General features: G+C 70.8%; 15 protein-coding genes. 5 read left to right on the forward strand and 10 right to left on the reverse strand.

The genetic code is table 11. The annotated features are described in order from the left end of the window. Nucleotides 1-25: 25 nt before the first annotated feature. Nucleotides 26-796, reverse strand: a complete 771-nt coding sequence (locus tag ACFWRT_RS20195) for a class I SAM-dependent methyltransferase (protein WP_380949587.1) — start codon at nt 794-796, stop codon at nt 26-28. A gap of 95 nt (nt 797-891) precedes the next feature. Here ACFWRT_RS20195 and ACFWRT_RS20200 point away from each other — a divergent pair, with 95 nt between their 5' ends. The 3 genes from ACFWRT_RS20200 (at nt 892) to ACFWRT_RS20210 (ending at nt 3,676) form a co-directional block, all read left to right on the forward strand. Continuing rightward, nucleotides 892-1,797: a metal-dependent hydrolase gene (locus tag ACFWRT_RS20200; RefSeq protein ID WP_380949586.1), complete on the forward strand. Its 906-nt coding sequence runs from the start codon at nt 892-894 to the stop codon at nt 1,795-1,797. Nucleotides 1,798-1,800: 3 nt separating this feature from the next. Continuing rightward, on the forward strand, nt 1,801-2,880 hold the full coding sequence (locus ACFWRT_RS20205; protein ID WP_380949585.1) for a PDR/VanB family oxidoreductase: 1,080 nt from the start codon (nt 1,801-1,803) through the stop codon (nt 2,878-2,880). 61 nt (nt 2,881-2,941) lie between these two features. Beyond that, a complete protein-coding gene (locus ACFWRT_RS20210) occupies nt 2,942-3,676 on the forward strand; it encodes a TetR/AcrR family transcriptional regulator (protein WP_380949584.1) in 735 nt (244 codons plus the stop codon). 13 nt (nt 3,677-3,689) lie between these two features. Here ACFWRT_RS20210 and ACFWRT_RS20215 read toward each other — a convergent pair whose 3' ends face one another. The 9 genes from ACFWRT_RS20215 to ACFWRT_RS20255 form a co-directional block, all read right to left on the reverse strand. Continuing rightward, nucleotides 3,690-4,394, reverse strand: a complete 705-nt coding sequence (locus ACFWRT_RS20215; protein ID WP_380949583.1) for a DUF2470 domain-containing protein — start codon at nt 4,392-4,394, stop codon at nt 3,690-3,692. 139 nt (nt 4,395-4,533) lie between these two features. Further along, nucleotides 4,534-6,765 carry an ATP-binding protein gene (locus ACFWRT_RS20220; RefSeq protein ID WP_380949582.1) on the reverse strand — a complete coding sequence of 744 codons (2,232 nt, stop codon included), beginning with the start codon at nt 6,763-6,765 and terminating at the stop codon, nt 4,534-4,536. Between the two features lie 191 nt (nt 6,766-6,956). Continuing rightward, entirely contained in the window at nt 6,957-12,284 is a 5,328-nt protein-coding gene (gene pulA / locus ACFWRT_RS20225) for a pullulanase-type alpha-1,6-glucosidase (RefSeq protein ID WP_380949581.1), read from the reverse strand. Nucleotides 12,285-12,370: 86 nt separating this feature from the next. Continuing rightward, nucleotides 12,371-14,107 (reverse strand): carbohydrate-binding module family 20 domain-containing protein, encoded by a 1,737-nt coding sequence (locus tag ACFWRT_RS20230; RefSeq protein WP_380949580.1) that lies wholly within the window; start codon nt 14,105-14,107, stop codon nt 12,371-12,373. A 446-nt stretch (nt 14,108-14,553) separates the two neighbouring features. Beyond that, entirely contained in the window at nt 14,554-15,612 is a 1,059-nt protein-coding gene (locus ACFWRT_RS20235; RefSeq protein WP_356062536.1) for a LacI family DNA-binding transcriptional regulator, read from the reverse strand. Continuing rightward, complete coding sequence (locus tag ACFWRT_RS20240) at nt 15,597-17,273, reverse strand: glycoside hydrolase family 13 protein (protein WP_380949579.1); 1,677 nt, start codon at nt 17,271-17,273, stop codon at nt 15,597-15,599. Before ACFWRT_RS20240 ends, ACFWRT_RS20235 begins: the two co-directional genes overlap by 16 nt. A gap of 129 nt (nt 17,274-17,402) precedes the next feature. Beyond that, nucleotides 17,403-18,281: a sugar ABC transporter permease gene (locus ACFWRT_RS20245; RefSeq protein WP_380949578.1), complete on the reverse strand. Its 879-nt coding sequence runs from the start codon at nt 18,279-18,281 to the stop codon at nt 17,403-17,405. Then, nucleotides 18,278-19,297, reverse strand: coding sequence for a carbohydrate ABC transporter permease (locus ACFWRT_RS20250; RefSeq protein ID WP_380949577.1), 1,020 nt, complete (start codon nt 19,295-19,297; stop codon nt 18,278-18,280). Before ACFWRT_RS20250 ends, ACFWRT_RS20245 begins: the two co-directional genes overlap by 4 nt. 19 nt (nt 19,298-19,316) lie before the next feature. Further along, entirely contained in the window at nt 19,317-20,588 is a 1,272-nt protein-coding gene (locus tag ACFWRT_RS20255; RefSeq protein ID WP_380949576.1) for an extracellular solute-binding protein, read from the reverse strand. A gap of 416 nt (nt 20,589-21,004) precedes the next feature. On the opposite strand from ACFWRT_RS20255, the gene ACFWRT_RS20260 reads away from it, so the two are divergent. Both ACFWRT_RS20260 and ACFWRT_RS20265 read left to right on the forward strand, forming a co-directional pair. Then, nucleotides 21,005-22,102 (forward strand): LacI family DNA-binding transcriptional regulator, encoded by a 1,098-nt coding sequence (locus ACFWRT_RS20260; protein ID WP_380949575.1) that lies wholly within the window; start codon nt 21,005-21,007, stop codon nt 22,100-22,102. A gap of 105 nt (nt 22,103-22,207) precedes the next feature. Then, the gene (locus tag ACFWRT_RS20265) at nt 22,208-23,113 is read left to right on the forward strand and encodes a phosphatase PAP2 family protein (RefSeq protein ID WP_380949574.1); all 906 of its coding nucleotides are present in this window, start codon (nt 22,208-22,210) and stop codon (nt 23,111-23,113) included. Nucleotides 23,114-23,271: the final 158 nt, after the last annotated feature.

A 23,271-nucleotide genomic window follows, 5' to 3' on the forward strand; every position in this document is an offset into this window, starting at 1 on the left:
GCCCATCCTGCACCCAAAACCGGTCTCAGGTACGGGCGACGGCCAGGCTCGTCACATAGGACTCCCGGACCGTCCCGCCGGGGAACGCGGCGGCCAGAAGCTCGCGCTCCCGCTCCAACACAGGCTCCGCCACCGCCCGTTCCGCGACCAGGAAGATGGAGTGGCTGGCGAGGTTGGCGAGGTGGACGTCGAGCGTCACCTCACGGCTCCACTCCACCTGCCGGGTGCGGAAGCCGACCCCGGCGGGGAGCTCGGCGCGGAGCCGCGCGTCGGGATCGTACGCCGCCACGTGCTGGTCCTCCTGGCCCTCGCCGAAGGCGTCCAGCACCCGTCGCCGCTGCTCGCCGATCCACGCCACGCGCGGGTCGGAGTCGTTCCACCACAGGGCGAGCGCCCCGCCGGGCCGCAGGACGCGGCGCGCCTCGGGGACCGAGCGGGCGGGGTCGGTCCAGTGCCAGGACTGGGCGTACGTGACCAGGTCCAGCGACCCGGTCCGCAGCGGCAGCCGGTTGCCGTCGCCCCGGACCACGGGCACGTGCGGCAGCCCCCGCCGGAGTTGCGCGGCCATTCCGTCGCCCGGCTCCACCGCCGCAACCCTGGCGCCCCGGCCGTCCAGCAGGGCGGTGGAGATGCCTGTACCGGCCCCGACGTCCGCGACCCGCGCTCCGGCCAGCGGGCGGCCGGACAGCTCCTCGATCGCGTCAAGCAGGGCGGGCGGGTAGGAGGGGCGGTTGGCGGCGTAGGAGGCGGCCACCGCGTCGAACGAGCGGGCCCGGGCCGAGTTCGTCGTCGTCATGCCTTCATCATGGCCCGGCCCCTTCCCGCACGGGGCGTCGGGGAAATCCGTGCACACCCCTGGTCCCGTCAGGTACCCGTCAGTACATTGACACCATGTCTAACACGCAGCCAGCGGCGGTCGCGTCGGAGCGGACGACGCTCAAGGCCCGCAAGGTCTCCTTCGCCTGGGAGAAGACCCCCCTGCACTGGGTGCCGGGCGACCCGTTCACCACGCACACCATCAACGTGCTCCATCTGCTGCTCCCGGCCGGGGAGCGCTGGTTCATCCATGTGTACCGACAGGTTCTCCCGTACATCCATGACGAGCAACTCCGTGAGGACGTCATCGGGTTCATCGGGCAGGAGGCGGTGCACTCGCAGGCGCACGACGATGTGCTGCCGCACATGCGGGAGTTGGGGCTCGACCCGACGCCGTACACCGCGCAGGTCGACTGGTTCTTCGAGAAGCTGCTCGGGGACCGGACGCTGCCGCCGGGGCGGCCGTCGCAGTGGTGGCTGATGGAGCGGGTGGCGATGATCGCGGCCATCGAGCACTACACCGCCTTCCTCGGCGACTGGATCCTCAACGCCGACGCGCTGGACCGCAAGGGCGCCGACCCGACCATGCTGGACCTGCTGCGCTGGCACGGGGCGGAGGAGGTGGAGCACCGGTCGGTGGCGTTCGAGGTGTTCATGCATGTCGACGGCGGCTACCGCAGGCGGGTGCGGACCTGGGCGGCGGCCTTCTCCGCGCTGGTCTTCCTCTGGCAGCGCGGGATCCGGTTCTTCATGGAGAACGATCCGAGCCTGCTGGACGGGAAGGCTTCGTTCAAAGCGTTCCACACCAGCGGGAAGGAAGGGACGCTGCCCAGCACGGGCGCGATCCTGCGATCCATCCCCAGCTATCTCAGCCGGTCCTACCACCCCTCCCAGGAGGGCAGTACGGCCCAGGCCGTCGACTACCTCGCCCACTCGCCCGCGGCGCTCGTCGCCGAGGCCCGTACGACGGGAGCGTCCTGATCCATGGCCCTGCCGCGTCTGTGTACCGCCGTCCTCGTCGCCGGTACCGCCCTGCTCACCCGGCGGGCGCTGCGCCGTCGGATCGCCCGATCGCCGCTGTGGCCGATGCCCGCGCTGCCCGAGCCCGTCTCCGGGCACTCGCAGCGGCGGGCGACGGCCATTCGGCGGCTGATCATCACCGAGCGCGCGTCCGTCGCCGAGGGGGTCGTACAACTCCAACTGGAGGGGCCCGCGTTGCCGCGCTGGCAGCCGGGCGCCCACCTCGACCTCGTCCTGCCCTCGGGGCTCGTGCGGCAGTACTCCCTCTGCGGCGATCCGGACGACCCCGGTACGTACACGGTCGCGACCCGGCTGGTGGCGGACGGGCGGGGCGGGTCCCGTGAGGTGCACGAGCAGCTCCAGGAGGGCGCGGAGATCGAGGTGCGCGGGCCGCGCAACCGGTTCCCGCTGGTGGAGGCGGAGGCGTACGTCTTCGTCGCGGGCGGGATCGGGATCACCCCGGTCCTGCCGATGCTGCGCGCGCTGGCCGCGCGGGGGGCCGACTGGCGGCTGCTGTACGGGGGTCGGTCGCGGGGGTCGATGCCGTTCCTGGACGAGATCGAGAAGCTCGGCGCCGAGGGCGGGCGGGTGACCGTGGTCGCGCAGGACGAGGCGGGGCATCCGGATGCCGTCGCCGTGCTGGCGGACATCGCGCCCGGCACGGCCGTCTACTGCTGCGGGCCCGAGCCCCTGATGGCCGCCGTCACCGCCGCCCTCCCCGAGGGCTGCACCCTGCATCTGGAGCGGTTCTCCGCGGTGGGCGACGGCGGCAGGGCGGACTCCGGCGCCTTCGAGGTGGAGCTGCACCGCAGCGGGCGGACCGTGCGGGTGGCCGCCGGGCAGTCGGTGCTGGCGGCGGTCCGCACGGAGCTGCCCAACGTCTCATACTCCTGCGAGCAGGGCTTCTGCGGTACGTGCCAACAGCGCGTGCTGGAAGGGGAGATCGACCATCGGGACGAGCTGCTGACCGACGACGAGCGCGGCGACTCGATGCTGATCTGCGTCTCGCGCTGCCGGGGCGGACGGCTGGTGCTGGACCTTTAGCGGCCGCCCTTGTCCTGGACCGGCCGGAGCCACCCGGCCGCGCCCCGGTTAGGCTATCCGGATGACGACCGGGGTACGGCGCAGGATGGGCGTCGACGAGCGCAGGCAGCAACTGATCGGCGTGGCGCTGGACTTGTTCAGCCGGCGCTCCCCCGAGGAGGTGTCGATCGACGAGATCGCCGCCGCCGCGGGCATCTCACGGCCGCTGGTCTACCACTACTTCCCGGGGAAGCAGAGCCTGTACGAGGCGGCGCTGCGGCGGGCGGCCGACGAGCTGGCCGCCCGCTTCCTGGAGCCGCTCGAAGGGCCCCTGGGCGCACGGCTGTTGCGGGTGATGGGGCGGTTCTTCGACTTCGTCGACGAGCACGGACCGGGCTTCTCGGCGCTGATGCGCGGCGGCCCGGCCGTCGGTTCGTCCACGGCCAACGCCATGATCGACGGGGTGCGGCAGGCCGCGTACGAGCAGATCATCACGCATCTGGGGGTGGAGGACCCGCCCGCACGGCTGGAGTTGGTGGTCCGCTCCTGGGTCTCGCTCGCCGAGTCGACCGCGCTGATCTGGCTGGACGGGCGGCGCATCCCGCGCGGGGAGCTGGAGGTCCAGCTCGTGCACGACTTCGCCGCGCTGGCCGCCGTCAGTGCCGCGTACGACCAGGAGATGGCGGGCATCGTGCTGCGGGTGCTCTCCCAGGAGCCGGCGGAGGGCCCGTTCGGGGACCTGCTGGGCCGGCTCTCCGCCCTCGCCCCCGCCGTACCGGCCGTCCCGGCGCAGCGGCTGCCGCGCGAGACCCCGTAGGTTGCCAACGCCCCTAGGCCGGCAGGCCGTTGCGGTGCGAGACGCGGCGGGCGGCGGCCAGCAGGGCGTGGATCTGCGGGCCCGCCTGGTCGATGTCGGTGACGGGCCTGGGGAACGGCAGCCGTACGTCGCGGTGGGTTCGCGGGTATTCGAGGCGCAGCGTCACGCCGTACCGGTCCATCGCCAGCGGCACCGCCCGCACCATCCCCCGCTCCGGGAGGGGGCGGACGAGGCGCAGCAGCAGGGGTACGAGTTCGCTGTGGTCGTCGACCAGGTGAGTCAGCATGCCCGCCTCGCAGGCGGCGACCGGGTCGGTCTCGGTCTGCTCCAGCTCTTCGAGGGTGATGAAGGTGCGCCCCTCGGCGTCCTCCAGGACCGCCTGGCCGAACTCCATGCAGGTGGAGGCCTCGGTGTCCGTGCTGTACGGGGCGGCCAGCAGGCCGGTCACCGTGACCCGGGCGCGCAGCCGGTCGCGTACGGGGGTGGGGGCGATGTCCGTGAACTCCAGGCGGGCCGGGACCCGCTCGCCGGCCGGGGCGTGGCCGCCCTCGGTGGGGGCGTGCAGGTGGATGTGGCCCATCGCTCCCGTGCCGTCCAGGCGGCGGACTTCGGTCTGGACGCCGTCGCTCACCACCGTCATCGAGTGGGCGACGACGAGGATCGACCGGACGCGCTCGGCGCGGGTCGGCTGCGTGGCACGGGGGCTGAAAGGACGCATCCGAACTCTCCAGAGGCGGTCAGGAAACCCAAGCGGTCACTTAGGTATGCCTAACCTAACCCACGATGCGCGGGTCGGGGTAGTCCGCTGCACGGATCGGCCACGGATCGGTCCCCTGCGTCACTCCTCCGGGGTCCGCTCAGAGCTGGAGGTCGCTGTGCAGCGCCGCGGCCAGGCCGACCTCCGCGTTGTCCGTCTGGCCGCGCTCGAAGGCCCGCTGGTACGCCTCGTCGCCCACCGCCGCCCGGGCCTGGAGCTCGCAGGTCTCGCGGACCGGGCCCAGCTCCGGCGTACCGCGCTGGGGGTGGCCGACCATCCGCCAGTACGCGTGCCCGGTGCCGTACACCCTGGCGGCCTGGGCCCCCGCGCCCTGGGCGGCGATGGCGGCGGCCAGGATGTCCAGGCCCAGCGCGATGCCGAAGCTGTCACGGAGCCGGTGCTTGCCCGCGAGCATCGCCCGGGCGTGGGCGGCCGAGTCCTCCGGGCGGCCCTGGAGCAGGGCGATCAGGGCGAGCTGGTAGTCGGCGTAGGAGCGGGTCCAGTACTCGCCGCCCCGCTCGCAGGCCCGGCGCAGCTCGGCGGCGGCCCGCCCGGACTCGGTGAGCCGGCCCAGTGCGGTGAGCGCGAAGACGGTGATGAGGTGGCAGCGCAGCCGGTGGGCGGACTCCACGGGAGGCAGGCCCCGGCCGGCCTCGGAGGAGGTGGGCCCGGACGCGCCGGGCTCGCAGGCGCCGACCTCGGACGAGGAGGCCTCGCAGGAGGTGGGCTCGTACGTGGTGTCGGTCGCGGTGGGCCGCTGCTCCGCCGGCCCCCCGTCCGGAGGGGCCGTCTCCGTCATCCGCAGCACCCGTTCCGCCGCCTCCAGCGCCGCCGCGGGCTCGCCGTTCATCAGCTGGGTGAGGCCCGAGAGGTACGTGGCGCCGAGCATCCCCTCGTCGTCGTGGTCGTACAGCGCGATGGCCGTGCAGAGCGCCCCGTACTTCTCGGCGGTCGCGAAGTCGCCCTGGAGCAGCGCCGCGACGCCCAGCACCCACTGGAGCCGGGTCCGGTGCGGGCCCTCCACCGGGCCCGCGTCCAGGGCCCGTTGGGCATAGCCGCGGGCCTCCGACAGATGGCCGCAGCAGGCCCAGAAGAAGCCGACCCGGCCCGCCATCTCCTGGGCGTCCGCCACATCGTGGGCGAGCAGGTGGTCCAGGGCGGCGCACAGGTCCAGGTGGGTGTCGGCGACCGTGTGGTACCAGGAGACCTGGTCAGGCCCCGTCCACCCGTCGTGGGCGCGGCGGGCGAGACCGAGGAAGCTTCTCGCGTGCCGGTCGGCGGCGGCCCGCTCCTCACCGAGTTCGGCGAGCCACATGCGGCCGTACTCGCGCAGGGTGTCGAGCATCCGGTAGCGGGTGCCGTCGCGCTGGACGACGGACTGGGCGACGAGCCCTTGCAGCGCGCGGTCCACCTCGTGCGGAGTGAGCGGCCCCTCGGTGCAGACCTCGCGCGCGGTCTCCTCGTCGAAGTCCGTACGCAGCAGGGTGAGCCGGGCCCACAGGAGCCGCTCCAGCGGGGTGCAGAGCTCGTGGCTCCACCCGATCGTCGTGCGCAGGGTGCGGTGGCGGCGGGGCCAGAGGGAGTCGTCGGCGAGGAGGTCGAGGCGGGAGGCGGTGAGGTCCTCGGCGTCGACCGGGGCGTCGAAGCGGGTCCCGATGCGGGTGGCGAGCTGGGCCACGGTGTGGCGGCCGATGCCCGCGGCGGCCAGTTCGATGGCGAGCGGGATGCCTTCGAGCCGGCGGCAGATGTCGGCGGCGGCCGCCCGGTCCCCCGGCGCGTCCAGGCCCGCGTGCGGGTCGGACGCCCGCAACCGGTCCTCGAAGAGCTGGAGCGCGTCGGGGGCGCCGTCCACCGGCAGGGGCTGAATGCGTACGGTGTGCTCGCCCCGGGTGCCCAGCGGCTGCCTGCTGGTGACCAGGACGGTCAGGCCGGGCGAGGTGGTGAGCAGCTCGGCGAGCAGGTGGGAGCAGGGGCCCCGCAGGTGTTCGGCGGAGTCGAGGACGAGCAGGAGGCGCTTGTCGCTGAGCCATTCGCAGAGCGCCTCGACGGGCATCCTCAGCGTGTGGTCGGCCAGCCCGACCGCGTCGGAGACGGTGGGGAGCAGCAGTGCGTCGTCGTAGAGCGGGGAGAGGTCGGCCCACCAGGCGCCGTCCGGGTACCGGTCGGCGGCGGCGCGGGCGGCGCGGACGGCGAGCCGGGTCTTGCCGACCCCGCCGGGCCCGATGAGGGTGGTCATCCGCCGCTCGGCCAACGCCGTCTCCAGCCGGGCCAGTTCGGCCCGCCTCCCGACGAAGCTGCTCGTCTCGTCGGGAAGGAATCCCACCTGGGTCATGATCACACCGTCCGGCACGCTGGGGCAGAGGGCGCCGGTGAGCCGGCCCGCACCGGGCGGAACTCCTGCCGCACGGACCGGGCCGGTCCCGCCTCCCTCTGCCGGGGAGGCGGGACCGGCCCGGTGGTGGACCAGGACGGCTGTCGCGGCTCCATCGCCGACGTCTGCCGTCACCGTAGTGCCGGTGGGTGTCAGCGCAGGACGAAGACCGCCGCCGTGCGTCCCGGTACGGTGAAACTGGCTGATTTCGCGTCGTACCTGGCTCGTTTGACCGTAAGATCCGCGCCCTTGGCCTGGACCGGGTGCAGGGCGTACGTCCTGCCCGCCGGTGCGGCCAGCTTCTGCGTGGCGGCCTCCGGAGTGGCGTTGAGGACGACGGCGAGTTTGCCCAGGCGCATGGTGATCACGCCGGGGGTCTCGTCCTTTCCGGAGAGCGGGAAGGACAGGGCGGACTGCACCTGCCCGGTGGTGGTGAGCGAGAACTCCTTCTCGGTGGAGCGGATGGTGAGCAGGTCGCGGTAAGCGGCCGAAGCGCTGTCGATCTGGGCGCAGTTGGGGGCGATCGTGGCGGAGGCCGTCAACAGCGGCTTCGCGTAAGACCACTTGTCCTGGTTGTCGGCGGCGGGCGGCAGACCCCGGCCGAAGCCGTTGCCGTCGCGGCAGTCCCAGTGCAGGGCGTTGAACCAGTCGCCGCTGTCGTAGGAGTTGCGGTCCAGCGACTTGGAGCGCAGCAGGTCGGTGCCCGCCTGGGAGAGCGAGGGGCCCTGTGAGAGGACGGAGGCGGCCATGGCCACCACCTGGGCCCTGGCCCGGCTCTCGGCTGTCGTGTCGGCCGGGAGCTTGAAGGCGAGGGTGTCGAAGAGCGTCTCGTTGTCGTGGGCGTCGGAGTAGGCCAGCGCGTCGCCGGGAACGGCCGCGTATCCGGCGGGCGCCCCGTTGTAGTCGACGTCCGAGCCCTTGACCGTACGGCCGGAGGTGTCGGTGAAGGTGTAGTCGACGAGGTTGCCGGAGAGGCCGACCTTGATCAGGTCCTGGTAGTGCAGCAGCCGGGCCTTCTGCTCGGCGCGGGTGCCGTTGGCGGGCGAGGAGTTGGGGTCGGTGTAGAGGCCGGAGGCGAAGCCCTGGACACCGGGGTCCTCGTCGAAGGGGCCGCCGCCGCGCACGGCGTCACGGGCCCGGTCGGAGAAGGTCGCGATGCCGGTGCCGGCCATGTTCTTCTGGGTGGCCTGGACGAAGCGGACGTCGTCCGCGATCTCGCCGAAGTTCCAGCCCTCGCCGTACAGGATGATCTTCTTCCCGTCGACGCCGTCCTTGGCGGGCGTGAGCCGGTCCAGCGCCTTGCGGACCTCCAGGATGTTGTCCTTGGGGTGATGACCCATCAGGTCGAAGCGGAAGCCGTCGACCTTGTACTCCTTCGCCCAGGTGACGATCGAGTCGACGACGAGCTTGCCCATCATGGTGTTCTCGGGCGCGGTGTTGGCGCAGCAGGTGGAGGTGGCGACGGTGCCGTCCTCCAGGAGCCGCTGGTAGTAACCGGGCACGATGCGGTCCAGCACCGACTTGTCGTCCTGGCCGGAGGCGACGGTGTGGTTGTAGACGACGTCCATGACCGTGCGCAGTCCGGCCTGGTTGAGGCCCTGCACCATCTGCCGGAACTCGACCGTGCGCCGGGTGCCGTCGGGGTCGGAGGCGTACGAGCCTTCGGGGACGGTGTAGTGGAACGGGTCGTAGCCCCAGTTGAAGCCGTCCTTGGCGGCGGCCTTGGACACGCAGGCCTGCTGCTCCTCGGAGTCGGGGGCGTAGACGTGCAGGTCGCACGCGGGCTCGGCCTGGTCCTTCTTCTTCTCCGGGATGGTCCCGATGTCGAAGACGGGCAGCAGGTGGACGTAGCTGGTGCCGGAGTCGGCGAGCTTCTTCAGGTGCCGCATGCCCTTGGAGCGGGTGTCGGTGAAGGCCCGGTACTCACCCGGGTGCTTCGCCGTGCGGTCCGTGATGGAGAAGTCGCGGACGTGCAGCTCCTGGATCTGGGCGTCCCGCAGCGGGGTGGCGGCGGGCTTCTTCAGACCGGACCAGCCGCGCGGCGCCAGCTTCGGGTCGGTGAGGTCGACGACGAGGCTGCGGGCGGAGTCGGCGGTCAGGGCGGTGGAGTACGGGTCGGTGACCTTGTTGGTGACCAGCTTCTGGACGGTGGGCGCCCACACGGTGACGGCGTACCGGTAGGGCTTGCCCTGCCAGTCCTTCTTCCCGGTGACCGACCAGACGCCGGTGCGGTCGTCGCGCTTCATCGGGTGCGTACGGCCGTCGAGTTCGAGGGCGACGGTCGCGGCGGTCGGGGCCCAGACGGAGAGCGTGGGCACCGACTTGGCGAAGACCGGGCCGAGTTCGGCGGTGGCCGCCTTCTTCCCGTACAGGTCGTCCAGAATTCCCGCTGTCTGTACGCCGGTTGCGGCGAGCAGCGCGCCATTCGCGGCGCGCTGGGTGGCGATGAGCTGGCCGCGCAGTGACTCAGCGACGCGGTCCCGGTCGCGGGGGTCGACGGTGAAGGCCGGATAGGCCTTCAGGTGCGGGAACTTGGCCTTCTGCGCGTCACTGAGCGCCGACGCGGTGAGCCGCAGCCACTGGCCCTCGTCCGAGAGCGCCCCGCCGACGACGGAGATGCCGCCCTTCTTCGCGTACACGAGCTGCTGGCTGGTGGCGTCGGTGGTCTTCACCTTCCAGACGACGGTGTTCGCGTCGATCCACTGCGCCTCGGCCTTGGTGAGGTCGGGGGCCGCGCCGCCGCCGACCTGCGGGAGCAGGTAGCCGGGCTTGGAGCCGAGCAGCCAGACCTCGTGGCCGTACGTGGCGAGGTCGAGGGACTGGTCGCTGGGGAGGTCCTTCTCGTCGCCCTTGTGCAGGATGTAGCTGAGCGAGGTGGCCCCGTCGGTGAGCGGCACCTCGAAGGTGACCCCGTAGGCGTCCTTCTTGACCGGCATCAGCGGCTTGGCCCAGTCGGTGGGCTCCTTGGCACCGGTCCAGGTGTGCAGCCCCCAGCCGTCGTAATCGCCGTCGGCGCGGTGGTAGTTGAGCACGGCCTTGGTCGTGTCCTGCGGCGGCGCCTCGGGCGCTTCGACCGCCTGCTCGTCCTTGCCCTGCTCGATCCAGACCTGCCCGGTCACCCCGAGGTCGATGGTCCGCTGCGGCCCGTCCGCCGTGCCGTTCTTCTCGACGGTGTACGCGACGGAGTCCGTGCCCTTCTCCAGGTCGAGCCAGGCGAACGCACCGTACGCGTCGCGCCCGATGAACTCGGCCGTCCGGTCACCGGACTTGAGCTGCCAGCCCTCGTAGTCGCCGTCGGCCCGCTGGTAGTGGACCACGGCCCGGTCGCGCTCGATGGCGACGGGCTTCGGCTTCGGCGGGGTCTGGCCGGCGGTGGTGGCGGCGAGCGCACTGGAGGTGCGGCCTGCGCGGTCGACCACAACGGCCTTGTAGCGCAGCGGCGTTCCTGCCTTCACCGTCCCGTCGAGGTACTGCGTGACCTTGTACGGCGCGTGATCGGCCGAACCGAGCGTCTGCCACTTCCCGTTGCCCACCTGCGCCGCGAAGACGACCCGGTTGAGCTGGCCGCCGTCCACGTCCGCGCTGATCTCGACGGTGCCGGTGGCGCCGGTGGCCGGGGCCTTCAGAGTGATCGCGGGCTTGGCGGCGGGGGCACCGAGGGGCTTGTCCGCCCGCAGCACGATGCTGGAGAGGGCGGGCACGGTGACGGTGACCTTCTTGTCCGTACCGCTGCGGACCGCGCCGGAACCGCCGTAGACCGTACGGAAGTCGACCCCGGCCGACTCGGTGGAGAGCTCGACCTTCTTCGGCGTGGTGGCGTTGTTGGAGGCGACGAGGTACTCGTACGGCCGCTTGGCGTCGATACGGGAGGTGGCGTACACCGACCCCGCTGCCCCCTCGACGACCAGCTCGTTCTGAACGCCGTCCCGGAGCGCCGGGTGCTCCTTGGTGAGCTTGGCGAGGCTGGCGATGGAGCGGTAGATCGGGTGCTGGGTGTCGTACGCGTCCGAGGCGTGGGTGCGGTCGGTGCCGAGCTGGTCGTCGTCCAGGTAGTCGGCGGTCCGCGAGGCGAAGAGGGTCTGGCGGGCGTCCTTGTCACCGCCCGCGCCGGTGAAGCCCTGCTCGTCGCCGTAGTAGACGACCGGGTTGCCCCGGCCGAGGAACATCAGCTCGTTGGCGAGGCGGGCCCGCTTCAGCAGCTCCGCGTCATCGGCCTGCGGGTTGTCCTGCTTGAGGAAGGTCCCGATGCGGCCCATGTCGTGGTTGCCGAGGAAGGTGACCTGCTCGTAGGCATTGGCCTTGTCCGTGGTGTAGCGGTAGTCGTTGCCGTACACGGAGGCGAGCCGGTCCGCCGGGGCGCCCTGGGAGGCGAACTGCCGGGCGGCCTCCTGGAACGGGAAGTCCAGCGTCGAGTCCAGCCGGCCGCGCGTGACGTACGGCGAGGTGATCGCCGGGTCGGCGGAGTAGACCTCGCCGAACATGAAGAAGTCGTCCCGGCCCCGCTTGGTGGCGTACGCGTCGAGCGCGGTGGCCCACTGGGTCCAGAAGTCCAGGTCGACGTGTTTGACGGTGTCGATGCGGAACCCGTCGATGTCGAAGTCGCGGACCCACTTCTCGTAGATCTTCTCCATGCCCCGCACGACCTCGGGACGCTCGGTCCACAGGTCGTCGAGCCCGGAGAAGTCGCCGTACTCGTTGGACTCGCCGGCCCACGTCGAGTCGCCCCGGTTGTGGTACATCGTCGGGTCGTTGAGCCAGGACGGGACCTTCTTCTCGGCACCGGGGGCCTGGACCGGGGTGTACGGGAAGGAGTCCCGGTCCACCTTCCTGACGCCGTCCCGGTCGTCGAAGGGGCGGCCGTCCTTGTCCAGGTAGGGGAACGCGCCCTTCGGCTTGTAGCCGTAGGCCTTCTCCGCGTAGTCGACGGTGTCGGCGGTGTGGTTGGTGATGACGTCGAAGAAGACCTTCATGCCCTTGGCGTGGGCCTTGTCGATCAGCTTCTCCAGGTCGGCGTTGGTGCCGAAGTGCGGGTCGACCTGGGTGAAGTCGGTGATCCAGTAACCGTGGTAGCCGGCCGACGCGTCCTTGCCGGTGCCCTGGACGGGCCGGTTCTTGAAGATCGGGGCCATCCAGATCGCGGTGGTGCCGAGGCCCTTGATGTAGTCCAGCTTCTGGCTCAGGCCCTTGAGGTCGCCGCCCTGGTAGAACCCCTTGTCCGTCGGGTCGAAGCCGTGCTCCAGGCGTGAACCCGTCAGCCCGCCACGGTCGTTGGCGGTCGAGCCGTTGGCGAAGCGGTCCGGGAGCACGAAGTAGAACTGCTCACGCGTGAGGTCGTGCCGGGCCGCCTCGCGCGCGAGTTTCGCGTCGGAGGGCGGGGCGGGCGGTCGGGGCGCTGCGGCGGCGGTGGCCGCCGGGACGACGGGCAGCAGCGCCACGCAGAGCGCGGCGATCACCCCTCGTCTGAGGGTGGTTCTGGACACGAGAGGGTTGCTCCTCGGCTGGTGTGGCAGGAGGGTTCGGCTGTGGGCCGGAGGCGGCGCGCCTCCGGCCCACAGGGACCTACGGGTCAGCTGCGCCAGACGTCGGCGGTCAGCGTGACCTTTCCGGAGGACGGGACGGTGGCGGTGCGGTTGGCGCCGCTCTCCCAGGTGACGTTGCCCTGTCCGTCCTTGCGGACGTACTTGTACGCGAACGTGGTCCCGGCGGGCAGGTTCACGTCCAGCTTCCAGACGGGGTACGTGGCCGGGTCGAGCTTCGGCGCGCCCGCCGGGTTCCAGTTGCCGAGGGCCGCCTGGTCGCCGGTGACGTGGATGTTCTGGCCGGGCTGGGTGGTGGCGTTGACGCCGAAGGAGGCGCCGGAGGAGCCGTTGCCGGGGCCGGGGCCCGGGGTCGTACCGCCGCCTCCGGAACACGTACGGGCGCCTGCGTGCAGGGCCACCGCCGTACCGCCGCCGAGCGTGGCGGTGAACTGGCCGGAGCCGTTGACGCTCACTCCGCGGCCGGACTGCACGTCGCAGTAGTCACCGGCCGGCAGCGAGGTCTGGAAGGTCCGGGTCAGCGAGGAGGTCTCGTGGTTGATGGCCACGTACGCCTTGGTGCCCCGGCCGAAGGCGATCTGGTCGCCGCCGTTGTCCCACCAGTTGGTGACGGCCTGGCCGCGTGCGGTGTTGCGGAAGCCGACCATGGAGGAGATCTCGCGCCAGTCGTGCTGGCACTTCCAGCCGTCGCTGTAACAGGCGTTCACCTGGCCGTTGTTCGGCGGTCCGGCGTCGTGGTTGCTGAACTCGTAGCCGGAGTGGACGTCCGGGGAGCCGTAGGGCCAGGCCAGCATGAAGACGTTGGCGAGGGTGTAGGCGGAGCCGTATCTGTAGTTGAGGGTGTCGCCGCCGCGCTCGGTGTCGTGGTTGTCGACGAAGACGCCGGACTTGCCGGACTCCATGAAGCCCCAGCCCTCGCCGAAGTTCTTCAGGTGGGCCAGGTCCTCGTTGAGGAAGACCTGCTTGAGGCTCCGCCCGTACCGGAACTCCTGGACGTCTCCGCTGCCGAGGTACTCGGACGGCGAGACGGCCTCGCCGGCCCCGTAGATCGCCTCGTGCTTCCAGTAGACGTTCGGGTTGGTGAGCCGGGTCTTGATGTTGGCGAGGTCGGCGGCGGGCATGTGCTTGGCCGCGTCGATCCGGAAGCCGTCGACGCCGAGCGAGAGCAGGTCGTTGAGGTAGCCGGCGATCTTGCCGCGTACGTACTCCTCGCCGGTGTCCAGGTCGGCCAGGCCGACGAGTTCGCAGTTCTGGACGTTGGCGCGGTCGTTGTAGTTGCTGATCTGGGCGCGGCAGTCGTCGAGATCGCTGCCGGAGTAGAGGCCCGGATAGTCGTACTTCGTGTACGACGAGCCGCCGGTGCCCGTGCCGTTGCCCGCCGCCATGTGGTTGATGACGGAGTCCGCGATCACCTTGACGCCGGCCGAGTGACACGTGTTGACCATGGCGGAGAAGGCGGCCCGGTCACCGAGGCGCCCGGCGATCTTGTAGCTGACGGGCTGGTACGACGTCCACCACTGGCCGCCCTGGATGTGCTCCTGGGGCGGCGAGACCTGGACGTAGCCGTAGCCCGCAGGACCGAGCGTGTCGGTGCAGGCCTTGGCTATGGAGGCGAACTTCCACTCGAACAGCACGGCGGTGACGTCCTTGTCGCCCGGAGCGGCGGCCCGCGCGGGGGACGCGGTGCCGAATCCGGTGGGGATGACAAGAGCGGCAGCGGCGCCGGCCACGAGGGCGAGCGCGGCAGACAGGGGTCTGCGTGCCATGTCTTTCCTCCTGCGGGGGTGGGGGAAACGCGGGTGACGGTGCAGCCTCAGCCGGCAACGCGCCATGCCCTCAAGGCTCCTGAAGGTTCTTGCTGCAAGAATGCAAACCTTGCCGCGGACCAGACCGTACGAGGCCGTCAGGCGCCGGTCAACCCTTTGGACACACCGCGCTCACATCCACGAAACACGCCATTTTTCTTCGCGGTTTCTTGCTGCAAGGTCTTTCGCAAGATATTGCGAGCCTGTTACGTTTCACCTGACTCCGGTCCGGTCGGCCGAGGGTTCCGGCGCTTCACCGTGCCCGGACTCCACGCGCCCGGCCGGCCGGGCCGGTCACGACAAGGAGAGGCACCCGGAGTCGTAAGAACTCCCCGCCGGCCCTTCCTGGGCCGACTCCCGGTGCCTCTCCTGTACGTGTCCGCCGTATGCCCTGGCCCGTGGTCCGGTCAGTCGCTCCGTACCGCCGCCGTCGAGCCGCGTACCACCAGCTCCGGCTGGAAGACGTACTCGGTACGCTGCACCGGACTCCCGCCGATCTCCTCCAGCAGCGCGCCCACCGCCGCTGCCGCCATCGCCTGCACCGGCTGGCGCACGGTCGTCAGCGGCGGGTCGGTGAAGGCGATGAGCTGCGAGTCGTCGAAGCCGACGACCGACACGTCACGCGGCACGTCGAGCCCTCTCCCCCGGGCCGCGCGCACCACGCCCAGCGCCATCAGGTCGCTGCCGCAGACGATGCCGGTGCACCCGGCGTCCAGCAGGGCGCCCGCCGCCACCTGGCCGCCCTCGACGCTGAACAGGGTGGAGCAGACGAGCCCTTCGGCCTCCGCCCGGTCCATGCCCAGCAGCGAGATGGCCGCCTCCACGAACCCGTCCCGCTTCCGCCGGGACGGCACGTACCGCTGCGGGCCGATCGCCAGGCCGATCCGGCGGTGGCCGAGGTCGGCGAGGTGGCCGACGGCCATCCGTACGGCAGCGTTGTCATCGGGCGAGACGAAGGGGGCGCTGATGCGCTCGTTGTAGCCGTTGATCAGGACGAACGGCACCCCGCGCTCGGTGAGCGCGGCGTACCGGGCCGGGTCGGCGGAGGTGTCGGCGTGCAGCCCGGAGAGGAAGACGATGCCGCCGACGCCGCGCTCCACGAGCTGTTCGACCAGCTCGTCCTCGGTTGCTCCGCCCGGGAGTTGGGTGCAGAGCACGGGCGTGTAGCCGTGCCCGGCCAGCACCTGTTCCACGGACTGCGCGAACGCCGGGAAGATCGGGTTGGTGAGTTCGGGCGTCACCAGGCCGATCAGTCCGGCGCTGCGCTGCCGCAGCCGTACGGGCCGCTCGTAGCCCAGGATGTCGAGCGCCGCGAGCACCCGCTGACGCGTGGTGTCCGCGACGCCCTGCTTCCCGTTCAGGACCCGGCTGACCGTCGCCTCGCTGACCGCCGCCTGTCCGGCGATGTCGGAGAGGCGCGGCGCTGCCGTGGTCCTGGGTGCGGGCAGTGTCACACCGTCCACCACACCGTGGTGTCGGCGGGCAGCACGGCCTCGGCGCCGTCGACGGTGACCGGGGAGCTGGCGAGCAGCACCCGGCCGCGGGCGGTGACGCGGACCGGGGTGCCGGTGGTGTTGACGGTGCAGACGAAGCCGGGGCGGGCGAGGACGAGGACGCCCTCGGGGCCGTCCAGCCACTCCACGTCCGTGCCCGCGCCGAGGCCCGGGTGGTCGCGGCGGGCGGCGATCGCGGCCCGGTACAGCTCCAGCGTGGAGCCCTCCACACCGGTCTGCGCCTCCACGGAGAGCTCGCCCCAGCCGGCGGGCTGCGGGAGCCAGCTACCGCCTCCGCCGAAGCCGTACGACGTTCCCTCGCGGTTCCACGGGATCGGGACGCGGCAGCCGTCGCGGAAGCCGTCCTGGCCCTCGGCGCGGAAGAACGAGGGGTCCTGGCGGGCGTCGTCGGGCAGGTCGGTGACGTCGGGCAGGCCGAGCTCCTCGCCCTGGTAGACGTAGGCGGAGCCGGGCAGGGCGAGCATCAGGAGGGTGGCGGCGCGGGCCCGGCGCAGGCCGAGTTCGCGGTCGCCGGGGGTACGGATCTGGGTGCCCAGGCCCGCCGGGTTGGCGAAGCGGGTGGCGTGCCGGGTGACGTCGTGGTTGGAGAGCACCCAGGTGGTGGGGGCGCCGACCGGGCGCATGGCGTCGAGCGAGGTATCGATGACCTTGCGAAGCTCGGCGGCGTCCCAGGCGGTGGACAGGTACTGGAAGTTGAAGGCCTGGTGCATCTCGTCGGGGCGCACGTAGTTGGCGGTGCGCTCGACGGTCGGGGTCCAGGCCTCGGCGACCGCGATGCGCTCGCCGGGGTACTCGTCGAGGATGGTGCGCCAGCTTCGGTAGATCGCGTGCACGCCGTCCTGGTCGAAGAAGGGCATCACGTCGTTGCCGAGCAGCTTGAGCTGGTCGTGGGTGCCGAGGTCGGGCAGGCCCTCCGCCTTGACCAGGCCGTGGGCGACGTCGACCCGGAAGCCGTCGACGCCCATGTCGAGCCAGAAGCGCAGGATGGAGCGGAACTCGTCGGCGACGGCCGGGTGCTCCCAGTTGAAGTCGGGCTGCTCGGGGGCGAAGAGGTGGAGATACCAGTCGCCGGGGGTGCCGTCCGGGTTCACCGTACGGGTCCAGGCCGGGCCGCCGAAGATGGACTCCCAGTCGTTGGGCGGGAGTTCGCCGTCGGTGCCCTTGCCCGGCCGGAAGTGGTAGCGCTCGCGCAGGGCGGAGCCGGGGCCCTCGGCCAGGGCGCGCTTGAACCACTCGTGCTGGTCGGAGGAGTGGTTGGGGACCAGGTCGACGATGACGCGCAGGCCGAGGCCGTGCGCCTCGCGGATCAGCGCGTCGGCGTCCAGCAGGGTGCCGAACATCGGGTCGATGGCCCGGTAGTCGGCGACGTCGTACCCGGCGTCGGCCTGCGGGGAGGCGTAGAAGGGGGAGAGCCACACCGCGTCGACCCCGAGGTCCCGCAGGTAGGGCAGGCGGGCGGTGACGCCGGGGAGGTCGCCCATGCCGTCGCCGTTGCCGTCGGCGAAGCTCCGCGGATAGACCTGGTAGATCACCGCGTCCTGCCACCAGCCGGTGCGGTGGCCCGGGGCGTCGTCGGACGTGCCGGTGGAGGGGGCAGCGAGGTGCTGGGTCATGTCGTCCCTGGGGTGTCTGGGTGGGGAGCGGCGCCGGTGACCGGTCGGGGTGTGTCCGGCGCCGCCGTGACGAATGCGGTGGTGCGTGCGGGTGGTGGCGGGTCCAGGAGGGCGTCCGCGAGGGGTCCGTCAGCCCTTGACGGCTCCGGCGGACATGCCGGTGACCAGGTGCTTCTGCGCGAACAGGAAGACCAGGGCGGCCGGGATGGCGATGAGCACGGAGGCCGCCGTCATCGGGCCCCACTGGGCGCCGTACTGGTTGACGAACTTCTGGAGTCCGCCGGCGAGCGTCAGGTTCTCGTCACCGACCAGGAAGGCGGAGGCGTACGCCACCTCGCCCCAGGCGGTGATGAAGGAGTAGAACGCGGTGACCGCGAGGCCCGGCTTGGCCAGCGGCAGGATGAGGCGCCAGAAGGTGCCGAACGGGGTGAGGCCGTCGACCTCCCCCGACTCGTCGATCTCGCGCGGGATGGTGTCGAAGAAGCCCTTCATCATCCAGGCGCAGAACGGCACCGAGATGGTGAGGTAGGTGATGACGAGCCCGGCGGGCTGGTTGAGCAGCCCCAGGTTGGCCATGATGTTGTAGATCGGCACGATGAGGACGGCGACCGGGAACATCTGCGTGATCAGCAGCGTCCACATCAGCCCGCGCTTGCCGGGGAAGCGGAAGCGGCTCACCGCGTAGCCGGTGGTGGCGGCGACGAAGACACCGATGACGGTGGAGAGCCCGGCGATGATCGCCGAGTTGGCGAACCAGGCGAGGAACTCGGTGTCGCGGATCAGGTTCGTGTAGTTGACGAACGTGGTCTCGCGGAAGAAGTCCGTGGTCGTCGCGTACTTGGCGGGCTTGAGCGAGGTCAGCAGGACCCACAGCACCGGGAAGACCGCGATCACCGAGGCGACGATCAGGGTGAGGTGCAACGCGACGGAGGCCAGGGGTGAACGGTCGCCGCGGCGGCGGACCTTGCGCCCGGTGGGGCGTGCGGAGGTGTCGGTCACGGTGGTCACCAGTTGTCTCCCTGGGAGCGCAGGACTCGCCGGTAGACCACGGCGAAGAGCATCAGGAGTACGAGGATCAGCACGCCCCACGTGGAGGACTGCGCGAAGTCGCGCGGGCTGATCTCGAAGGAGAACTTGTACGCCTGGGTGACGAGGATCTGGGTGGCCTCACCGGGTCCGCCGCGGGTGAGCAGGAAGATCACCGGGAACATGTTGAAGGTCCAGATGGTGGAGAGCAGGATCACCGTGGTGGAGACCGGGCGCAGTCCGGGCAGCGTGATGTGGCGGAACCGCTGCCAGGCGGTGGCCCCGTCCATCTCGGCGGCCTCGTACTGCTCCGAGGGGATGGACTGCAGTCCGCCGAGCAGGGCGACCATCATGAAGGGGACGCCGAGCCAGACGTTGACGGCGATGACCGCGAACTTGGCCCAGGTCGGGTCGTTCAGCCACGGGACGCCGTCGATGCCGACCCCGCCGAGGAGGTTGTTGAGCAGGCCGCGCTCCTCGTTGTAGAGGAAGCGCCAGGCGAAGACCGAGACGAAGCCGGGGATGGCCCAGGGCAGGATGAGAGCCATGCGGTAGGCGGAGCGGCCGGCGATACGGCGGTTGAGGATGTTGGCCAGCGCCATGCCGAGCGCGAACGTGATGCTCACGCAGGAGACCGTCCACACCAGCGTCCAGCCGAGCGTGCCGAGGAACTGCGAGCCGGTCAGCGCGTCGACGTAGTTGTCCGCACCGACGAACTTGTAGGTGGCGGGCAGTTCGTTGACGCCGATGGTGCGGGCGACGTTGCGCTCGTCGGCGTCGGTCATCGACAGGTAGATCCCGCGCAGCAGCGGGTAGCCGATGATCACGCTGATCACGACGACGACCGGGGCGACCATGGTCCAGGCGTACCAGTGGGTCGACAGGCCGCGCCGGATACGGCCGGGGGCCGGTGGTGGGGTGCCAGTACCGCGGCTCCGGCCGCGGGCGACGTCATCGCCCGCGGCCTTCACCACCGACTGGCTGGTGTGGACAGCCATCAGTCGGCCAACCTTCCTGTTACTTCCAGTCCTTCAGGAGCTTGCGGTACGCGTCGCCGGTGGTCTTGGCGGCCTTCTCCGGCGTGGTCTGGTTGGTGAGGACCTTGGTGTACTCGATGCCGAGCGGGGCGAAGAGGCTGCCGCCCTCGGGGATCCAGGGGCGCTCGACGGCGGTCTCGACGACCGGCTTGAAGAAGCCGACGATCTCGCTGTTGACGGCTTCCTTCTTGGCGTACGCGGAGGTGCGCGTCGGCAGGAGGTTCAGCTCACCGGCGGCGGTGGCCTGGGACTCCACGGACGTCATGTACTCGACGAAGGCGTAGGAGGCTTCCAGGTTCTTCGAACCGGCGTAGACGGCGAGGTTGTGACCGCCCTGCGGGGCGCCGTGCGCGGCGGAGCCGGCCGGGACCGTGGCGATGCCCAGGTTGTCCTTGTCCGTGAACTCCTTGCCGGTCAGCGTGTCGGCGACGGCCCAGGGGCCGTTGATCATCATCGCGACGTCGCCGTTCTTGAACGCCTGCATCATGTTCTCCCAGCCGTCGGAGGCATCCGTCTTCGCGGTGCCGTCCTCGACCAGGGCCTTGACCGCCTTGAAGGCCTTGACGCCCTCGGGCTTGTCCACGGTGACGGTCTTGGACTCGGCGTCGACCAGGTCGCCGCCCTCGCCGTACAGGAAGGAGAGGAAGAAGTACGGGTCGTCGCCGCGCAGGTAGAGACCGGTCTTGCCGGTCTTGTCCTTGATCTTCTTCGAGACGCTCTTCAGCTCGTCCAGGTTGGTGGGCGCCTCGACGCCCGCCTTCTCCATCAGCTTCTTGTTGTAGAAGATGCCCATGGAGTCGATGACCTGCGGGACGGCGAAGGTCTTGTCCTCGAACTTGGTGGACGCGACGGCCTGCGGCAGGAAGTCGTCCTGGTTCTTCAGGGCGGCGGTGCCGTCCAGCGGGGCCAGGTAGCCGAGGGAGGCGAAGTCCGGCGTCCAGGCGACCTCGGAGCGGATCACGTCGGGCGCGGAGCTGCCGGCCTGGGCGGCGTTCTTGAACTTGTTCTGCGCGTCACCGAACGGGACACTGACGTACTTGACGTCGACCTTCGGGTGCTTCTTCTCGAAACCTTCGGCCAGCTTCTTGAAGACCTTGTCCTCGCTGCCGACGCTGGAGGTGTCCCACCAGGTCACGGTGCCGGAGAGCTCGCCCGAGCTCTTGCTGCCGCCGGTCTCGTCGCCGCTGCCGCAGGCGGACGCCGCGAGCGCCAGGGCCGCGACCAGGGCGGTGGCCGTTATGCCACGTCGCATCTGAACTCCTTCAACTGCCGTACCGCTCCGTCGCGGCGCCGGGTCGACGTGAACGTAACAAGGATGAAAGACCACCGAAAGACCTTGCGGAATATTTCTGCAAGCCCTGTTGATCGTTACATTCGCGTGTCCTCAAGGTTGCCGTCAAGCCCCTTGACGGAACCGATGGAGCCCTGGCAGGGGCAGGCCACACACGGGATACGTACGGCATATCCGCAGTGCGACGATCCGACCGCAGCCCGCAGCGAGAGACCGCAAGAGCTTGCAAGACCTTGCCGGGAGGCGGGACCCAGCCCTTGCCGGTACGGGGCTCAGCCCCCGGCGGTACGGGGCCCAGCCCCCGGCAGTACGAGGGCGCGGGCAGCCGGGCCACACACAGTGGGCAATCCGACACCGGCCCGGTACAGTCCACTGACATGACCGCACGGCTTGCCGATATCGCAACTCAGGCGGGGGTCAGCGAAGCGACGGTCAGCCGAGTTCTGAACGGCAAGCCCGGGGTCGCGGCGACCACCCGCGAATCCGTCCTCGCGGCGCTCGACGTCCTGGGCTACGAACGCCCCGTACGGCTGCGCCGGCGCAGCGCGGGCCTGGTCGGACTGATCACCCCCGAGCTGGAGAACCCGATCTTCCCGGCGCTGGCCCAGGTCATCGGCCAGGCGCTGACCCGGCAGGGGTACACACCGGTCCTCGCCACCCAGACCCCCGGCGGCTCCACCGAGGACGAACTCACCGAGATGCTGGTGGACCGGGGCGTCTCGGGCATCATCTTCGTCTCCGGACTGCACGCCGACACCTCGGCCGACATGCAGCGCTACGAGCAACTGCGCGGCCAGGGCGTTCCCTTCGTCCTGGTCAACGGCTTCTCCGCCAAGGTGCAGGCCCCCTTCATCTCCCCCGACGACCGGGCGGCGATGCGGCTCGCGGTGACGCACCTGGTGGCGCTCGGCCACACCCGGATCGGCCTCGCGGTCGGCCCCAAGCGCTTCGTGCCCGTGCTCCGCAAGATCGAGGGCTTCCACGCCACGATGCGGGAGCAGCTCGGCCTCACGCCGGACGCGGTGGAGGAGTTGGTCCAGCACTCCCTGTACACGCTGGAGGGCGGCCAGGCCGCCGCCTCCGCCCTGATGGAGCGCGGCTGCACGGCGGTCGTGTGCGCGAGCGACATGATGGCGCTCGGGGCGATCCGGGCGGCCCGCCGGCTGTCGAAGGAGGTCCCCCGGGACCTCTCCGTGGTCGGCTACGACGACTCGCCCCTCATAGCGTTCACCGACCCGCCGCTGACCACCATCCGGCAGCCCGTGACGGCGATGGGCCAGGCCGCGGTGCGGACGCTGCTGGAGGAGATCGGCGGGACCCCGGCGCCGCACAGCGAGTTCGTCTTCATGCCCGAGCTGGTGGTCCGCGGGACGACGGCTTCGGGACCCGGCACGGGGAACGGCGCGGGGAACGGCGCGGGACCCGGTACGGGAAACGGCGCTGGCCCCGGCACGCGGAACGGCACAGGCCCGTAGGTGGCGCAGGGTCCCACCCTCGTCCTCAAGGTGCAGGATGTGCGACCGGAACCCGACCGGAGGATGATCGAAGGCAGGGGAATCTCTATGGAAGACTCTCTGCCTATGGGTGAAACGGACGTGACAGCACAGGAAGACGGGAAGACCGGCTGGTCGGACCGCTTCCGCTCCCTGCGATCGCCCGGCCGCCCCCGGCTCTGGTTCGAGATCCTGCTCATCGCGGTCAGCTACTGGCTGTACTCGCTCGTGCGCAACGCCGTACCGGAGCAGAAGACCCAGGCGCTGGCCAACGCGGACTGGATCTGGTCGGCGGAGAAGGCCCTCGGTCTCGCCTTCGAGGAAACGGTCAACCACGCGGTCAATTCCGTGACCTGGCTGATCGTGTCGATGAACTACTACTACGCGACGCTGCACTTCGTCGTGACCATCGGCGTCCTCGTCTGGCTCTTCCGCCGCCACCCCGGCCGGTACGCGGCCACCCGCCTCGTCCTCTTCGCGACGACGGGCGTGGCCCTGCTCGGCTACTACCTGTACCCGCTGGCGCCACCCCGTCTGATGAACGGCGCCAACTTCATCGACACCGTGCTCGTGCACGAGACCTGGGGCTCGATGGCCTCGGGCAACTTCAAGAACATGTCGAACCAGTACGCGGCGATGCCGTCGATGCACATCGGCTGGTCCCTCTGGTGCGGCCTGACGATATTCGCCCTGGCCTCGGCGCCCTGGGCCCGCATCCTGGGCCTGCTCTACCCGACACTCACCCTGGTCGTCATCGTGGCCACGGCCAACCACTTCTGGCTGGACGCGGTGGGCGGCATGGTCTGTCTCGCCTTCGGCTACGCGGTCTCCCGCGCCTGGTACGGCTCACTGCCGCAGCACCTGCCGAAGTGGGTCCCGCCGAAGTCGAAACAGGGTGCCCGGCTGACAGGGGTACGGGCGGCGGCCCGGCTGCCACGGCCGGCCGAGGAGTCCGAGCCGGAGCCGGAGACGGCCGGGGCGCGGAGACCGTAGGCGTACGCGGTACGCGGAGACCGCGGGCGGTACGGGGAGGGGCGGGGGTTGGGGTGGATAAAACCCCCCCCCCCCCACAAACGAGCAAGGGGGGCCCCCCCCCCCCCCGAGCCCCCCCCCCCCCCCCCCCAAAAAAAAAAAAAACACGGCCGCCGCAA

The sequence above is a fragment of the Streptomyces cyaneofuscatus genome (genome assembly GCF_042718795.1).
Lineage (GTDB): Bacteria > Actinomycetota > Actinomycetes > Streptomycetales > Streptomycetaceae > Streptomyces > Streptomyces cyaneofuscatus_A.

Bases quoted from the DNA above. Each gene is read 5' to 3' on its own strand.
- ACFWRT_RS20195 (WP_380949587.1), bottom strand. From the start codon at position 796: ATGACGACGACGAACTCGGCCCGGGCCCGCTCGTTCGACGCGGTGGCC.
- ACFWRT_RS20200 (WP_380949586.1), top strand. From the start codon at position 892: ATGTCTAACACGCAGCCAGCGGCGGTCGCGTCGGAGCGGACGACGCTC.
- ACFWRT_RS20205 (WP_380949585.1), top strand. From the start codon at position 1,801: ATGGCCCTGCCGCGTCTGTGTACCGCCGTCCTCGTCGCCGGTACCGCC.
- ACFWRT_RS20210 (WP_380949584.1), top strand. From the start codon at position 2,942: ATGACGACCGGGGTACGGCGCAGGATGGGCGTCGACGAGCGCAGGCAG.
- ACFWRT_RS20215 (WP_380949583.1), bottom strand. From the start codon at position 4,394: ATGCGTCCTTTCAGCCCCCGTGCCACGCAGCCGACCCGCGCCGAGCGC.
- ACFWRT_RS20220 (WP_380949582.1), bottom strand. From the start codon at position 6,765: ATGACCCAGGTGGGATTCCTTCCCGACGAGACGAGCAGCTTCGTCGGG.
- ACFWRT_RS20230 (WP_380949580.1), bottom strand. From the start codon at position 14,107: ATGGCACGCAGACCCCTGTCTGCCGCGCTCGCCCTCGTGGCCGGCGCC.
- ACFWRT_RS20240 (WP_380949579.1), bottom strand. From the start codon at position 17,273: ATGACCCAGCACCTCGCTGCCCCCTCCACCGGCACGTCCGACGACGCC.
- ACFWRT_RS20250 (WP_380949577.1), bottom strand. From the start codon at position 19,297: ATGGCTGTCCACACCAGCCAGTCGGTGGTGAAGGCCGCGGGCGATGAC.
- ACFWRT_RS20255 (WP_380949576.1), bottom strand. From the start codon at position 20,588: ATGCGACGTGGCATAACGGCCACCGCCCTGGTCGCGGCCCTGGCGCTC.
- ACFWRT_RS20260 (WP_380949575.1), top strand. From the start codon at position 21,005: ATGACCGCACGGCTTGCCGATATCGCAACTCAGGCGGGGGTCAGCGAA.
- ACFWRT_RS20265 (WP_380949574.1), top strand. From the start codon at position 22,208: ATGGGTGAAACGGACGTGACAGCACAGGAAGACGGGAAGACCGGCTGG.